Below are 15993 nucleotides of genomic sequence, written 5' to 3'. Positions count from 1 at the left end.
ATTGTAGACATGTATACATTTTGTATACATTAATGTTTACATGTACACAAAGTTGTATACACGCTTTGATACCGGGATGTATACAACTTTGTTGTTATTGTATACATAAATGTAAACGTAGATATCGATGTTTACGAATTGTTTACTGTTTTACACTTTCATATCGTTTTTGTCGAAACTATTGAACAATCAACTAATCTCCTTTAGTCTTAAAGAGAACCAAATCAAAGATACATATCAATTTTAAAAAATAAATCTAGTAAATGGAAAGGAACGGTGTTTATGACTAAATCGAGAGTTGCCGCTGTTGATGTAGGAAATGATTCTATTAAAGCCATTTTCGGAGAATTAGAATATGAATTAAATATTCCAAACATTGTTGCGCGGGACACAGAGGACCGCCCTGTTATTGGGATTGAGGAACTGGATGACAAGAATCCATTAGACGGAATTCATGTGAAAGTCCACTCCCCTGCTTTGAAAGAAAATAATATGATTTATCGTGTCGGCAATTTAGCAACGAAAAGCAATAATGCCACCGAATTAGATCCCGGCAGCAGCAAATCTGAAGAAGACCAAACATTAATTATGCTTTTTACAACATTAGCCCTGGATGCCGTCCGACAAGAGAGTTTCCCACGGGCAAAGAATGTGATTGATGCTACCTACACATTGGGTACAGGCCTCCCTCTCCGAGAAGTGAAGGAAGGGAAGGATGCCGGGTACAGATCCAAATTAGTCGGATCCGTTCATCAGGTTGAATTTCTAGTGACGCCTAAATACCAGGGATTAAAGGTAAATATCAAATTTAATGAAGTAAAGGTGTATCCGGAAGGCTTTGCTGCCTACATTAACCTTGTAATGGACAACAATCTGAAAATCATCAATAAGGATTTAATCGATAAGCGCATATTAATTCAAGATATCGGCGGACTATCAACGGATATCGCGGTCATTAAAAATCGCAATGTTGATGATGATAAAGCACAAGGGTTTAACCTCGGGGTTTCTGAATCGCTAGAGGCCATTCGTGAAGAAATTAGAACAAAGCACGGTATTGAGTTGGATAGCCGCCGTGATGTCGTTGAAATTATTACACGAAAAAACGACCGCAACCATATTATGGTGAAGGGAAGTCGGACAAGCGTACATGATATTACTGACCGGATTCTGCTGGAATTAGCGAAAAAGCAATATCGGTTATTGCGAAATGTATGGCAGAAGAATTCGCAAACGGAAATCTGCTATTTTGTTGGCGGTGGAGCGCACGTCTTGAAGGATTATCTGAAAACATTAAATAACAACTTAGATGGCTATAATATCGAATTTTTTGAGGATGATAAGGAAAGTATTTGGATGATGGCCAATGCATATTATAAATTGATCACAGATTATGCCAGAAAAGTGGAGAAACAAAAAGCTGTTCCGGTAAAGAATTAAGTAAGGTGACACTATGAAAAAGCCCAATGCCAATGAAATTAAACGGGGTCAAGCGCTATCGTTCCGCGTTCCTTCCGATACACCTGACCATACTTTAAAACAGCTGCAAAAAGTAAAAGAAACAGAGCGAAGGAATTTTTCAAGCAAACTGGCAGAGTTTGTCATGGATGGAGTGAATCATTCCTTTTCTAGAGAAAAGGAAACGGTCACCATTCCACTTCCAAGGAATTTAACGAAAGCACAGCGAGATTGGTTGAAGCATGAGCACTCTGAGGCGTTGTTGGGAAGTATTGTCTATCAATTGATATCTGATCCCGTTCGGTCTACCTCTTTATTGGCTTCCTTGAACAGTAAATCGGTAGATATTGAAGAGGCTTTGTATCTTCAAGAAGAAGTATTTCCCGAGGAACCATTACGGTACATGGATGTAGAGTCTAGTCATAGCGAAACGGCTGCTGCTAGTGAGGAAGTCCCCTCCCCTACCGATGTGGATGATGATTTATCCTCATTTGATTGGGACAGTGCGAAACCGTTACTAGACGAGAAAGAAGAGATCGAAGAAGATTTAGACGATTTGCTGGGAGATTTTTTGGCAAATATGAATAAGTGATGTAACAAAGCCCCAAGCATTTTTGCTTGGGGCCTTGTTTCGTTATTAATGTTTATGATTCGGCAACTTTTTACCAGGATGATTGTCTCCTTGGTGTTCCCGATTTTTCCTGTCCTTTTCCTGGTTTTCATGTAACTTCTCAACAAATTCATGGGTGTCTTTGTTATCCATGTCGCAAAACCTCCTAGAAAATTGAACCAATGTTAATGTAACCTGTTAACCATAAAAACATGCAGGCAAAAAAAAATCTCCTTAATGGGAGATTTTTAAATGACACCCTGTGCAATCATTGCGTCAGCCACTTTTATGAATCCGGCAATGTTGGCACCGACGACTAAGTTACCAGGGAAGCCGTATTCTTCAGCGGCCTTTGTACTGTTTTGGTATATATTAATCATGATTTGATGGAGCTTGGCATCGACTTCCTCAAACGACCACGCCAATCGGGCACTGTTTTGCGCCATTTCTAAGGCAGATACGGCTACGCCGCCGGCATTTGCCGCTTTCCCAGGTCCAAACAGCACTTCACTGTTTAGGAATACGTCAATCGCTTCGAGTGTGGACGGCATGTTAGCGCCCTCGCCAATTGCTTTCACCCCGTTTGCTACCAGGATTTTAGCTGCTGTTTCATCAATTTCATTCTGGGTTGCACATGGTAGAGCAATGTCACACGGAATAGACCAAATCCCTGAACACCCTTCGAAATATTGGGCATGTGGGTGGTGATTCACGTATTCGCTGATTCGTTTTCGCTCAACCTCTTTAATTTGTTTGACAGTATCTAAATTGATCCCATTTTCATCGTAGATATAACCGTTGGAATCACTGCAGGCCACGACTTTGGCACCAAACTGGGTTGCCTTTTCGATGGCATAAATAGAGACATTGCCTGAGCCGGAAACAACGACCCTACTACCGCAAAAACTCAGACCTTGTTCTTTTAACATTTCTTGGACAAAATAAACGGTGCCATAGCCGGTTGCTTCTGTACGTGCCAGGCTGCCGCCGTACCCTAAGCCCTTACCAGTTAAAACTCCAGCCTCGAAGCTGCCGCGGATCTTTTTATATTGGCCGAACATAAAGCCGATTTCTCGTGCGCCAACGCCAATGTCCCCTGCCGGAACATCCACATCTGGCCCGATATGGCGGTAAAGCTCGGTCATGAAGCTTTGGCAAAAGCGCATGATTTCATTGTCAGATTTCTCCTTAGGATCGAAATCAGAACCGCCTTTTCCGCCGCCAATTGGCTGACCGGTTAAGGAGTTTTTAAAAATTTGCTCAAAGCCCAAAAACTTGATAATGCTGGCATTTACAGACGGATGGAAACGCAATCCCCCTTTATAGGGACCAATGGCACTGTTGAATTGTACACGGAATCCACGGTTTACATGGACCTTTCCGCTATCATCGACCCATGGTACACGGAAGGTAATGACGCGTTCTGGTTCGACGACCCTCTCAAGAATCCCTTGCTCCATATATTTTGGGTGTTTCGCAAAAACAGGCACGAGGGAGTCGAAAATTTCCTTCGCTGCCTGATGAAATTCACTCTCAAACGCGTTGCGGTTTTTTACTGTTTCAAACACGTTATTGACGTATTCTCTTGCTGCTTTCGAACCTGATTGTTTTACATCCTCTATTGTTTGCATCGGAATGCCTCCCTTAAAAGTGGTGCGGTTAACTGAAAATTCTTCATATTAGTATCGTTTTATTTTATAATTGATAAATCATCTAAGCAATATAAAGAATAGATAAGAATCATATCGATATTAGATTGGTTGGAAAAGCATAAGAAATTACCTTTAAAAAAGGTGGTGCAATGAAATGGAGTTACGACAGATTCACTATTTTATTGAGGTTGCGAAAAGAGAGCATGTGACAGAGGCCGCCCATGCTCTCCATGTCGCTCAATCGGCGGTTAGCAGGCAGTTGGTTAATTTAGAAGCAGAGTTAGGGGTAGATTTGTTTATCCGTGAAGGGCGGAATGTTAAACTGACCCCAATAGGCACCATGTTTTTGGAACAGATGCAACAGGCAATGAAGCTAATTGACAATGCCAAGCGGGAGGTCGAAGAATATTTAGATCCAGAGAAGGGGACGATTCGAATTGGTTTCCCCAGCAGCCTAGCCGCTTACACCCTGCCAACGGCCATTTCTGCCTTTCGCGAGCGCTATCCGCATGTAAAATTCCAGCTTAATCAAGGTTCCTATACACATTTAATTGATGGAGTGATAAAAGGGGAATTTAATCTCGCTCTTATTGGGCCCGTGCCTAAAAAGGAGAAGAAAATTAAAGGGAAAACGTTGTTTACTGAAAATATTGTTGCCCTACTGCCGCAGTCCCATCCCCTTGCCACGAAGCGATTACTAACACTAAACGAATTACGGGACGATTCCTTTGTTCTTTTTCCAAAGGGTTTTATTTTGCATGAAATCATTGTCAATGCCTGTGTCCAGCTTGGCTTTGAACCGCAGGTGTCATTTGAAGGGGAGGATATTGATGCCATTAAAGGCTTGGTTTCAGCAGGTCTTGGTGTGACACTTATTCCGGAAATCACTCTAATTGACAGCCTCCCGCGGTCAACGGTCAAAATTCCGATTACGGAACCGAATGTTTCAAGAACAGTCGGTGTCATTATCCCAAGTGAACGGGAGCTGTTGCCAACGGAGAAGCTTTTTTATGAGTTCCTCGGAGAGTTCTTCAGTATCCTTGACCGTTATCAAAATTAGCCGCCCTCATGAAACAGTACCACCTTACATAAGTATGAAATAGGGACTTTGAAAAAAAGGTCGTACTTGAGGGGGATTTTGCAGTGGTAGTATCGATATTTGTCTTTTTGCTAATGGTTTTTATTATCGGCCCACTTTGTTTCTTTTTGTGGCTTCGTAATTTGGCAAAAAAGCCGCAGCATTCGATTATTCGGGCCTATCCTTATTTAGGCTGGATCCGCTATGTGTTGGAAATGATGGGGCCAAAACTTAGGCAGTATTGGTTTGACAGTGATAACGGAACAGGGCCCTTTTCTCGTGCCGACTATTTGGGCATTATTTTTTCGGCAAAATATCGGACGGATTTGATTAGTTTTGGCTCAAAGCGGGACTTTGAAAAGCAAGGGTACTATATCGCAAATGGTTTGTTTCCACTGTTGAATGAAGAATTGCGTGTCGATAACCAAGAAAAAGTGCATGCAATGAAATACAAAATTGAACATGAGGGCATGTTCACTCGCAGTGAGAGCTTTGAGGAAGAGCAAATTACCCGTTGGCAATATCATGAAGAGGATGCGATTGTCGTGGGTGCCAGGCGGGGGAATCCGTGGAAACTGCGCGGGCCATTTGGTGCTTCAGCTACATCCTATGGTTCTGTCGGTGAAAACTATATTCTTGCCACCGGCTATGGCAGCAGGATGGCTGGCGGGTCCTGGATTAATACAGGTGAAGGCGGCATTGCCCCGGAGCATTTAGCAAGCGGTGCCGATGTGGTTGCCCAGATTGGACCGGGTTTATTTGGCTATCGAGATGTAGATGGCCATTTTTCAATGGAGGAATTTATAAAGCATGCCCAGCAGCCGCTAATCAAAGCTTTTGAGCTCAAATTTGGTCAAGGGGCCAAAATCCGTGGCGGTCATTTGGAGGGTTCGAAGGTAACCGCAAAGGTGGCCCAAATTCGGAAGGTGAAGGCGGGTCAGACCATCAATTCGCCCAATCGGTTTTCGTTCTTACATAATGAAACGGAGGCACTGCAGTTTATCAAGAGGCTGCAGGATGCGGGCGGGAAACCAGTTGGGATGAAAATCGTTGTCGGATATGGAACAAATTTGGATGCCCTCTTTTCTGCTATGAAACGGTTGCACATTTATCCTGACTTTATTACGGTAGATGGCGGAGAAGGTGGTACGGGGGCCACGTATAAATCGATGGCAGATAGCATGGGGCTTCCCCTTTACCCTGCTTTAATCGCAGTTGTTGATAAAGTCCATCAGTTTGGGATTCGCGATCAAGTGAAGATCTTTGCTTCTGGGAAATTGATTTCTGCTGACAAAATTGCGATTGCACTGGCTATTGGGGCCGATGCGGTCAATTCGGCACGCGGCTTTATGATTGCCGGCGGCTGCATTATGGCGATGCAGTGCCATACCGGCAAGTGTCCAGCAGGAGTGACAACGACTGACCCGAAACATCAAGAGGCGCTGGTGCCCGAGGAGAAAAAATGGCGGGCAATGAACTATATTATCAATGTCCGGCAAGGCCTTTTTGCCCTGGCGGCCGCTTGCGGTATCGATACACCACGTAAATTCACCCGCGAGCATATTGTCTTTAAAACGGAATCGGGCCAAGTGCATAGACTCTCCGAACTATTCCCGCTGCCTAAATATTCTGAAGGGGATTGAAAAAAGTTGAATTTCTTGCCATCAATGTGAGTAAACATTATAGTCATGATGAAAATGTTATGAAACTATTACTCTAAAAATAGGTGGTGGGCTATGGAGCTGCCTGCTAAAATTGTTAACCTCGATGGCACATTAAATGAGGAGTTAATCCTGAATAAAGAGCCGATCTATAAGGGAATGAATGGGAGAATGGTGGAACGCTTCTATCTCCGTGCGAATGAAAGTTATATTTTTAAACCATTAACGAATGATGGTCAATTGGGCAAAGAAGTCTGGATCCATGAGCATGTTCTTACTCTTTTCCCAGCCATTTTTCCAAAAATACTTTCGTATTCAATTAGCGATGCCCCTGAACGTAATTGGATGATTCTTGAGGATCTTGGCCCATTGGTCCACGAATTTCGTGTGGATACTGCTTTGGGTGTGGTGAAATGGGTGGCCTGGTGGCATTCCCTGCCGCTTGAAAACGTTGGTGATATGCCGCGTGCAGGTTTAAAACCACAGTTTCAGGAGCTCATTACGGAAATTCGGAGGCGGAAGGATGAATTTCTTCAGCTGGGTCCAGGTATTGAAAGTGAGCTTATAGAGTATATTTATTCATTACTTGATAGAGTTATATTTTCAGAGAAACGAGTCCTGTCCCACGGCGACTTACATGCGGGGAATTTTGCCGTTGTGAAGGGTCGGATCATGATTTTGGACTGGGAGCATACCCATATCAATTTGCCTTACTGGGATTTGTACCATCTTCTTGATATGTCGCATCCGCTTTATTCCAAAAAAATGACGGCTCCCCTCCGTGATGTGATTTTGTCTGCCTATTTGGATCAGGTTGAATTCGAGGTGGACCGCGAGGCGTTCTTTAAGGAGTATTACTTGTTTGCGGCGGTGTTTTCAATTTGGATGATCCTGCTGATTCAAAAAGATTTACAAGGGAACGGCGGCAAATGGTCTGCTGTTCAGCTGCATGCGCAGCTGGAGGAGACGGTTTCAAGCCTACGCCAGTGTGCCGAGGCCTTGTGGAATGGGAATGTAAAAAGCTAACCCCTTTGCGGTGGGGTTAGCTTTTTGTGTGTTACGCTTTTTGTTCTGTGAGTTTGATGATTTCAATGATTGTGTGTGTTGCTTTAATCATATTATCAACGGAGATAAATTCAAATTTCCCATGGAAGTTTTCGCCGCCGGTAAAAATATTTGGTGTCGGCAGACCCATATAAGACAGCTGCGAGCCGTCAGTACCGCCGCGAATTGGTTTGGTGATTGGCGTGATGTCTAGGTTTACCATTGCTTGGTGGGCGATGTCGACAATTTCCTTCACCGGCTCAATTTTCTCTCCCATATTGTAATACTGGTCATTTAATTCCAGCAGGACCTTGTCGTGGCCATACTTCTCTTTTAAGCTATTTACGATGGCTTCGAGGTTGGCTTTGCGGTCATTGAATTTGTTTTTGTCATGGTCACGGATAATATAGTAAAGATTCGTTTGTTCAACGTCGCCATTGAAGGAAAGCAGATGGTAGAAGCCTTCGTATCCCTCGGTATGCTCCGGTACCTCTTGTGCTGGCAGCTGGCTATGTAATTCCATGGCAATTTTCATTGAATTGACCATTTTGTCTTTTGCTGAACCAGGGTGAATGTTGTTCCCTTTAATGGTAATTTTGGCTGCTGCCGCGTTAAAGCTTTCGTATTCCAGTTCCCCCAGTGGACCGCCGTCAACCGTGTAAGCATGGTGGGCATTGAAGGCCGCAACGTCGAACTTATGTGGTCCTCTGCCAATCTCCTCATCCGGTGTGAACGCAACGCGAACCTTACCGTGCTTGATTTCCGGATGGTTAATGAGGTAGGCCATTGCAGTCATAATTTCAGTGACCCCTGCTTTGTTGTCCGCTCCCAGCAATGTTGTTCCGTCCGTTGTAATTAAGGTGTGCCCTTTGTAGCCAGGCAGGCTTGGAAAGTCTTTCGGCGTCATGATGACCTTAAGTGCCTCGTTCAGGATAATTTCCCCGCCATCATAGTTTTCAACGATTTGCGGATTGACGTTTTTGCCCGTGAAGTCGGTAGCTGTGTCGACATGGGCAAGGAAGCCAATGGTTTGTGTGTCCTTTTCTGTGGTGGCCGGCAGTGTTGCCATCAAGTAGCCATTTTCGTCAAGGGTTACCTCTTGCATGCCAATTTGCTTTAATTCCTTTTCCAACATGTGCAGCAGCGTCCACTGCCCTTCCGTCGATGGACAGGTCTCGCTGCTTTCATCCGACTGCGTGTCCACCTTTACATAGGAAGTAAATCTTTTAATAAGTTCATTTTTCACTTTATGTGCCCTCCCCTATTTTTTGTTTTGAACATGATTATTTTATCACTATGTGGGAGCGGTTACACGTTTTAGCTAGAAAGGGTAGCCTAGAAAGTAGTAACGGTCGTATTCAAATTATTGTAAAAAATAAACGTTGACCACTATTGACCGATGGGGTCAATGGGAATATAATGATTCCACTAATACCCAATTGACTCATGTGGTCAATGCCGAATGAAAGGAGGGCCAAACTGGAGTGTATTCGAAATTTCACAACTTAGAACAAGAAAAGCAAGACCGAATCATCAATGCTGCGATCAAGGAATTTGCCCAAAAAGGGTATGACCGGGCTTCGACCAATGAAATGGTAAAAGCGGCGGGTATTTCAAAGGGGCTGCTGTTTCATTACTTCGGCAATAAAAAGCAGTTATTTTTATTTTTATTTGATTATTGTTGCCGGATTCTAGCTGAACAGTTTTATCAAAAGATCAACCTAGCAGAAAGGGATTTTTTCACAAGAATTCGGCAGGCAGTCATGATTAAAATGGAGCTGCTTACTACCTATCCAGACCTCTTTACATTCATTGAAAAAGCTTATTTAGAGGACTCAGCCGAAGTAAAAGTCGAGGTTGATAAAAAGGTAAAGGTATTGAGTGATGCTAATTTTGGAAAAGTATACGAGGGCATTGATTTTTCAAAATTCCGTGATGATATGGATATCAAAAAGGTGCTAAAGATTATTACCTATACCTTTGAAAAGTTGAGCGAAGAAATGCTTTCACAAGCCAAACTGTCACCGACGCATCATATTGATTATGAAAAGGGATTTCAAGAGGCAGAAGTCTATTTTGAGATTTTTACTACATGTTTTTATAAATAAGGGAGGCACTCCACGATGAATGTGATAGACATTAAAAACCTGACAAAAACGTATGGGAAAGCAAGAGGAATCTCTAACATCAGCTTTCATGTCGAGGAAGGTGAGATTTTCGGATTCATCGGGCCAAATGGTGCGGGTAAATCCACCACCATCAGAACGTTACTGTCGCTAATCCATCCAACGAGCGGCAGTGCTACCATCTTTGGCAAGGACTGTATCCAATTTGCCCCGGAAATAAAAAGGGAAATCGGTTATCTGCCGTCGGAAGTATTTTACTATGACAATATGAAGGTGAAGGATCTATTAAACTACTCTGCAAGTTTTTATAAAAAGGATTGCAGCAAGCGAATCAAGGAATTGGCGGAGATCATGGATCTCGACCTGAATAAAAAAATTGATGACCTTTCACTGGGAAATAAAAAGAAGGTTGGCATTGTTCAGGGGCTGCTTCATGAACCGAAGTTAATCATTCTAGATGAACCAACGAGCGGACTTGACCCGCTGATGCAGCAAAAATTCTTTGAATTACTAGAGTCAGAGAATAAGAAAGGTGCGACCATTCTCTTTTCATCACACATCCTAAGCGAGGTCCAGCGCTTATGTAACCGTGTTGCCATTATTAAAGAAGGCAAGATTGTGACTGTAGAAAAGATTAGTACCTTACAAGAAAGCAACTATAAAAAGTTCAAGATTGAAACGAAGTCGCCGCTAGAGCCGAACCATTTTAATCTCAATGGGGTCAATAATGTAGCGGTAAGTAACAATGTCATCAGCTTTATTTTTAAGGGAAATATTAACGATGTCATGAAACGGATTGCCGAGATTGAAATCGCCAATCTGTGGATTGAGGAACCGGACCTTGAGGAGATTTTTATGCATTACTATGAGAAGGAGGACTAGTAAGCTATGAATATCTTTTTACATGAATTAAGAGCGTATCGGAAGTCGACGATCATCTGGTCCCTCTCCTTAGTGCTAATCGTGGTCTTGTTTATGTCATTCTATCCGTCGTTTGCAAAGGATGCGGGCGAATTTGAAAAAATCATGGAGGGATATCCAGAAGCAATTAGGAACGCCTTTAACCTTGGGAGCTTATCTACACTTGTTGGTTTTTATTGCTTCCCCTTATCTTTTATTACCCTTTGCGGTGCGATTCAGGCGATGAATCTGGGAACCGGCATCGTCAGCAAGGAAGTTCGGGAAAAAACAGCAGATTTCCTGTTAACAAAACCGGTTACCAGATCAACGGTTTTGACCGCAAAGCTGCTAGCGGCCTTCATCTCGATCGTCATCACGAATGCTGTTTATATTACGGGAGCGAGCATCATGGCGAATCAAGTGAAAACGGATGATTTTAGCATTAAAGTATTTATCATGCTGTCACTGACAATGTTTATTATTCAGCTGATTTTTCTGGCTTTAGGGATCATTATTTCCGTCATTGTGCCAAAGATTAAATCGGTTTTGACGGTGTCACTTGCAACTGTTTTTGCGTTTTACTTTATTGGAATGCTCAGCGATACGTCGGGTGAGGATATGAAACGTTATTTTTCGCCATTTAAATATTTTGACACGGCCTATATTATCAAACACTCCGGCTTTGAAGCATCCTTTTTGATAGCAGGAGCGATTGTGATCATACTAGCGATTGCTGCAAGTTATTTCGTTTATACCAAAAAGGATATTCATGCAGTTTAATAATGGAGGTGGTTCAACCATGAATATATTTTTAAAGGAATTGAAGTCCCACCGAAAATCGCTCATCTTTTGGAGCATTGGCGTTTTCCTTATGGTGGTATCGGGGATGGCGAAATATGATGCCTATTCGTCTTCTGGCCAATCGATCAACGATTTGGTGGCGGATATGCCGCAATCACTTAGAGCCGTTTTAGGGTTTGGCGCCGTTGATTTATCGAAGGTTAGCGGCTATTATTCCTTACTGTTTCTTTATTTGTTATTGATGGCGACCATCCACGCAGCCATGTTGGGTGCCACGATTATCGCCAAAGAAGAGCGGGATAAAACATTTGAGTTTCTCTTTGTAAAGCCTGTTTCAAGGACGACAATTATTACGGCAAAGCTTTCAGCGGCATTCGTCAATATTGTGGTTTTTAATCTCGTCACCTATGTTTCATCCATCGGTCTTATCGCAAAATATAACAGCGGTGAAGCGGTGAATGGGGACATTGGCCTGCTGATGGTAGGAATGTTCATATTGCAGCTTTTGTTCATGGTTATCGGAAGTACGCTTGCTGCAGTGAAAAAGAAACCAAAAACAGCGGCGTCAGTAGCAACAGGTATCCTGTTACTGACATATATGTTATCCATAGCAATTGATATAAATGAACATTTAGAGGGATTAAAATATTTGACCCCGTTCAAATATTTTGAAGCAAAAAATGTGATGTTCGGCAGTGGTTTGGATGTCGCTTTTGTGATGATCTCCGTTATCCTAATTGCTGCACTAACGTTTGGGACCTATGTTTTTTATCAAAAAAGAGATTTAAACGTGTAAAAGGACCGAGCTAAGCTCGGTCCCTACTTTATTTTTCCCGCGACATTTTAATTAGTGTGAGGATATCACTAGATAAAGTAGAATAGTTCGGCGCATCCGATTTAATATTCGCTTTAATGCCATCAATGAGCGGCAATGCCTTTGGGTTGGTAATGGTCAGGATTTGGACCTGTCCATTAAAGGCCTTCCCCATCACCTCTTTCGCGCGATCTAAATTATCATCCGTATTTAATTTTGAAGCGTCCACTCCATCAAGGTTCCCCTTTCCGGAAAGTCCTGATGTGTTTTTTAGCACCTTGTTTTGCATTTCGTCATACCGAGTGGAGGTCGCTTCTTGCTGCGCTCTTGCCAAGATAATTGTATCATCAAGCACAAAGACTTTGACCCCTGGTATCCCCTCTCCAGAAAGCCTTGATTCTAAATGCGATGAGATTCCCCCATCATGCAGGCTTGAACTCCCGATTAAGCTGTATACATTCGATCCCATACCGTTAGTAGTTTGATTATTTCCATTCGTGGTCTGTTTCTTCGTGCGATCAACACTTGGAATGACGTCTGGTGAGCTTGTATTGGTTCCATGAATATGGCCATTCCCTTTCGTGTTTAGTGCCTTTTCATGAAGATTTTCGGCAGCTCCTACATTATTTTCCCCTTGCTGCCCCGAGCATGCGGTAAGAAAGAGCATTGACATTAAAATGGGGATACAACTGAATTGCCATGTTTTTTTCATTATTTTTTCCTCCCTTTTTTTATCATTCTCTCCTTTCCCTTTTATAAGTATGAATGGATTATATTGGGAACATAATAAGGCGAAGAAAGGCAATTCTCGAAAAATCTGGAGGTGCAGACGATGGTTGAAGAAAACAAAGAAATTCCAGAATCGGTATCAAGAAGGAAGTTTATTCGAAACACTAGTTACACAGTGGGCGGGCTCGCCATTGGCGGTATTTTAGGCAGCGTTCTTCCGTTGGGGACCGCAAAAAAAGCAGAACAGGCAAAGAATTTTAATCAAGCACTCATGTATTTTACTCCTGAACAATTCCGCGTAATTGATGAGGCCACCGAGCGAATTTTTCCCAAGGACGATCACGGCCCAGGTGCAAAGGATTTAGGTGTAGCCTTTTTTATTGACCATCAATTGGCAGGTGATTGGGGGTTCAATGGCAGGGATTATATGCAATCACCCTTTTTCCAGGGTGAAAAAGTACAAGGCTACCAAGGCCGGTTAAAACGGAGAGATATTTTCGACATTGCTATCCGGGAAATTCAAAATCATAGTAAAGCAGTTTATAAGAAGGATTTCACTGAGCTGAAAGGAAAAGAAAAGGATGCCATCCTTCGTGACTTTGAGGAAGACAAAGTAAATATAACGACGATTTCACCGAGTGGATTCTTCCAATTGCTTAGAAGTGTGACGTTAGAGGGTGCCTACAGCGACCCACTATATGGAGGGAATAAAAATATGGATGGCTGGAAGATGAAGAACTATCCAGGCAGCCAAATGGCCTATGCCGATATTATTGAAAAGGGCTTCAAGAAAGTGAAACCGCAAAGTCTCCAAAATCATATGAACCATTAAGAAAAGCGGAAGCCCCTAGGCGCTGGAGCTAGACATTAAGAAAAGCGTATATTTTTATTTTTAAAAAGAAGGTGGACGTATGGCGAAGAAGTTACCAAAAGTAGATGTTGTGATCGTTGGTGTAGGTTGGGCAGGAGGAATTATTGCCTCAGAGCTGACCAAACAGGGATTAAAAGTAGTGGGATTGGAAAGAGGGAAAGAACGTAAGACAGAGGATTATTTTATGGTGCATGATGAACTGCGCTATGCCCTCCGCTATGATCTTATGCAAGACCTATCGAAGGAAACGATTACGTTTAGAGGCAATGAAAAAATTCGGGCCCTGCCGATGCGGCAATATGGTTCCTTTTTGATTGGGGATGGCTTAGGCGGTGCTGGTGTTCATTGGAATGGGCAGACGTTCCGCTTTTTACCTTACGACTTTGAAATCTATAGCAAAACCGTTGAACGATATGGGAAAGATAAAATCCCGGCGGACATGGCCCTGCAGGATTGGGGGATTACCTATGACCAGCTCGAACCGTATTACGACAAGTTTGAGAAGGTTGCCGGCATTTCAGGTGAAGAAAATCCGCTTGCCGGAAAACGGTCAAGTAAATATCCAACCCCGCCCATGAAACAATCGCCTGCAATGGCCATGTTCGAGAAGGCGACAAAAAAAATGAAGCTTCATCCCTACATGATGCCGTCTGCCAATCTATCTGAGTCTTATACGAATCCGGACGGAATCAAACGGGCGGCCTGTCAATATTGCGGGTATTGTGAACGGTTTGGCTGTGAATATGGAGCAAAAGCCGATCCGGTTGTCACGGTTATTCCTGTTGCAAACAAAACAGGCAATTTTGAAATTAGGACCCATTCAAATGTGAGAAGAATAGTAAAAACAGGTGACAAAGTAACGGGTGTCATGTATACGGATGTTACGACAGGTGAAGAGATTGAGCAGCCTGCTGATATTGTCGTGATGACTAGCTATGTCTTCAATAATATTCGCCTGCTGTTAATGTCAGAGGTGGGCAGGCCTTATGACCCTAACACGGGAAAAGGTGTGATTGGGAAGAATTATGCCTATCAGGTGATTAAGGGCAATGCTGTAGGCTTCTTTGAGGATAAAGAATTTAATACCTTTGCCGGGGCGGGTGCCCTGGGGATGGTTGTCGATGATTACAACGGAGATAATTTTGATCACACTAATCTCAATTTCATCCATGGCGGCATGATTTCCCTAACGCAAACCGGGCTGCGGCCGATTCAAAACAATCCGGTTCCAGGTGGAAAGCCAAACTGGGGCAAAGAGTTCAAGGAAAAGTCAGTTAAATATGCAAATCGCTTCTTATCAGTCTCTTCCCAAGGATCGTCGATGCCATTTAAACGACACTTTCTCGATCTTGATCCAAGTTATAAGGATGCGTATGGCGATCCGTTGATTCGGATTACCTTTGATTTTGAAGAGCAAGACCGCCAGATGGCTAAGTTTCTTGCCGGTAAATGCACGGATGTCCTAAAGGAAATGGGGGCTGATCATATTGATTCGATGAAAGACTTAGGGCCATATGATATCACCACCTACCAATCAACCCACAATACCGGCGGTGTCATCATGGGTGCGGATCCGGCCACATCTGCAGTCAATAATTATTTGCAAATGTGGGACTACGATAATCTGTTTGTGATTGGAGCATCTGCGTTCCCGCACAACTCCGGCTATAATCCGACAGATACAGTTGGTGCTTTAGCCTACCGTGCGGCGGAAGGAATATTGAAGTACCGTGAAAAGGGCGGTCAGGTCGTGTAAGGTAATGATCTAAAGGGAAGTTCTTTGAATTGGATTTTACTATACAGACAATGTTAATATGGAAAAATAAACTGCACGAGGAGGAGAAATAAATGACAACACAAAATGAAAATAATACGTTGCCACCTAAAAAAGGCACGATTGAACAATTGGTGACAGTGGAAGCAGATGTTCAAAAAGTTCTTTCAGGCGAAAAGACCGCAACCCGCAGAAATAGCAGATATGCCGACCCAGGTGAGATTATGACACTGGAAGGCCGTCAGTTCGTGGTTGAAAAGGTTTATTCTCAGAGCCTTGGTGAGTTGACTGATGAAGATGCCCGCCGCGAGGGCTTCGAAACGGTGGAAGAGTATAAACAATCGATTCTTTCCCATCACCCGGGAATGCCGTGGCTGCCGCAAATGCGCGTCTGGGTTCATGAATTCCGTCCCGCCTAAAGCGTAAGGGAGATGCAAGGCGAATGGTCCATTTTTTTATGAATGGTCCATTTTTT

General features: G+C 43.1%; 16 protein-coding genes. 12 read left to right on the top strand and 4 right to left on the bottom strand.

Annotated features, from left to right (window positions below):
• Positions 1 to 282 precede the first annotated feature (282 nt).
• Both G6554_RS07555 and G6554_RS07550 read left to right on the top strand, forming a co-directional pair.
• On the top strand, positions 283 to 1440 hold the full coding sequence (locus G6554_RS07555) for a ParM/StbA family protein (protein ID WP_166240342.1): 1158 nt from the start codon (positions 283 to 285) through the stop codon (positions 1438 to 1440).
• Positions 1441 to 1453: 13 nt separating this feature from the next.
• Positions 1454 to 2050 carry a hypothetical protein gene (locus G6554_RS07550; protein ID WP_166240340.1) on the top strand — a complete coding sequence of 199 codons (597 nt, stop codon included), beginning with the start codon at positions 1454 to 1456 and terminating at the stop codon, positions 2048 to 2050.
• Positions 2051 to 2095: 45 nt separating this feature from the next.
• On the opposite strand, the gene G6554_RS07545 is transcribed toward G6554_RS07550, so the two are convergent.
• A complete protein-coding gene (locus G6554_RS07545; protein WP_166240338.1) occupies positions 2096 to 2221 on the bottom strand; it encodes a DUF4023 domain-containing protein in 126 nt (41 codons plus the stop codon).
• 95 nt (positions 2222 to 2316) lie between these two features.
• Entirely contained in the window at positions 2317 to 3699 is a 1383-nt protein-coding gene (gdhA, locus tag G6554_RS07540; protein WP_166240336.1) for an NADP-specific glutamate dehydrogenase, read from the bottom strand.
• A gap of 175 nt (positions 3700 to 3874) precedes the next feature.
• On the opposite strand from gdhA, the gene gltC reads away from it, so the two are divergent.
• From gltC to G6554_RS07525, 3 genes are all read left to right on the top strand, one after another.
• Positions 3875 to 4780: a glutamate biosynthesis transcriptional regulator GltC gene (gene gltC, locus G6554_RS07535; protein WP_166240334.1), complete on the top strand. Its 906-nt coding sequence runs from the start codon at positions 3875 to 3877 to the stop codon at positions 4778 to 4780.
• A gap of 83 nt (positions 4781 to 4863) precedes the next feature.
• On the top strand, positions 4864 to 6441 hold the full coding sequence (locus G6554_RS07530; RefSeq protein ID WP_207342936.1) for a glutamate synthase-related protein: 1578 nt from the start codon (positions 4864 to 4866) through the stop codon (positions 6439 to 6441).
• A 93-nt stretch (positions 6442 to 6534) separates the two neighbouring features.
• Positions 6535 to 7485: a phosphotransferase gene (locus G6554_RS07525; RefSeq protein ID WP_166240332.1), complete on the top strand. Its 951-nt coding sequence runs from the start codon at positions 6535 to 6537 to the stop codon at positions 7483 to 7485.
• A 31-nt stretch (positions 7486 to 7516) separates the two neighbouring features.
• Here the strand turns inward: G6554_RS07525 and pepT are convergent, their stop codons facing one another.
• A complete protein-coding gene (gene pepT, locus G6554_RS07520) occupies positions 7517 to 8749 on the bottom strand; it encodes a peptidase T (protein WP_166240330.1) in 1233 nt (410 codons plus the stop codon).
• A 238-nt stretch (positions 8750 to 8987) separates the two neighbouring features.
• On the opposite strand from pepT, the gene G6554_RS07515 reads away from it, so the two are divergent.
• The 4 genes from G6554_RS07515 to G6554_RS07500 are packed head-to-tail and all read left to right on the top strand — an operon-like array spanning position 8988 to position 12126.
• Positions 8988 to 9611, top strand: a complete 624-nt coding sequence (locus G6554_RS07515) for a TetR family transcriptional regulator (protein ID WP_166240327.1) — start codon at positions 8988 to 8990, stop codon at positions 9609 to 9611.
• A gap of 15 nt (positions 9612 to 9626) precedes the next feature.
• Positions 9627 to 10511 (top strand): ABC transporter ATP-binding protein, encoded by an 885-nt coding sequence (locus tag G6554_RS07510; protein WP_166240325.1) that lies wholly within the window; start codon positions 9627 to 9629, stop codon positions 10509 to 10511.
• Positions 10512 to 10517: 6 nt separating this feature from the next.
• A complete protein-coding gene (locus G6554_RS07505) occupies positions 10518 to 11309 on the top strand; it encodes an ABC transporter permease subunit (RefSeq protein ID WP_166240323.1) in 792 nt (263 codons plus the stop codon).
• A 19-nt stretch (positions 11310 to 11328) separates the two neighbouring features.
• On the top strand, positions 11329 to 12126 hold the full coding sequence (locus G6554_RS07500) for an ABC transporter permease subunit (protein ID WP_166240321.1): 798 nt from the start codon (positions 11329 to 11331) through the stop codon (positions 12124 to 12126).
• 28 nt (positions 12127 to 12154) lie between these two features.
• Here the strand turns inward: G6554_RS07500 and G6554_RS07495 are convergent, their stop codons facing one another.
• Complete coding sequence (locus G6554_RS07495; RefSeq protein WP_166240319.1) at positions 12155 to 12856, bottom strand: hypothetical protein; 702 nt, start codon at positions 12854 to 12856, stop codon at positions 12155 to 12157.
• Positions 12857 to 12976: 120 nt separating this feature from the next.
• Between G6554_RS07495 and G6554_RS07490 the strand changes: the two genes are divergently transcribed.
• The 3 genes from G6554_RS07490 to G6554_RS07480 all read left to right on the top strand — a co-directional run bounded on the left by G6554_RS07490 (position 12977) and on the right by G6554_RS07480 (position 15937).
• Positions 12977 to 13705 (top strand): gluconate 2-dehydrogenase subunit 3 family protein, encoded by a 729-nt coding sequence (locus G6554_RS07490; RefSeq protein ID WP_166240317.1) that lies wholly within the window; start codon positions 12977 to 12979, stop codon positions 13703 to 13705.
• A 79-nt stretch (positions 13706 to 13784) separates the two neighbouring features.
• A complete protein-coding gene (locus tag G6554_RS07485) occupies positions 13785 to 15500 on the top strand; it encodes a GMC family oxidoreductase (RefSeq protein WP_166240315.1) in 1716 nt (571 codons plus the stop codon).
• Between the two features lie 92 nt (positions 15501 to 15592).
• Entirely contained in the window at positions 15593 to 15937 is a 345-nt protein-coding gene (locus G6554_RS07480; protein ID WP_166240313.1) for an ASCH domain-containing protein, read from the top strand.
• The last annotated feature ends 56 nt before the right edge of the window (positions 15938 to 15993 follow it).

It is taken from the genome of Bacillus sp. MM2020_4 (assembly GCF_011250555.1).
In the GTDB taxonomy this organism is placed as follows: Bacteria; Bacillota; Bacilli; order Bacillales; family Cytobacillaceae; genus Neobacillus.
This window is presented reverse-complemented; position numbering and strand designations above follow the sequence as displayed.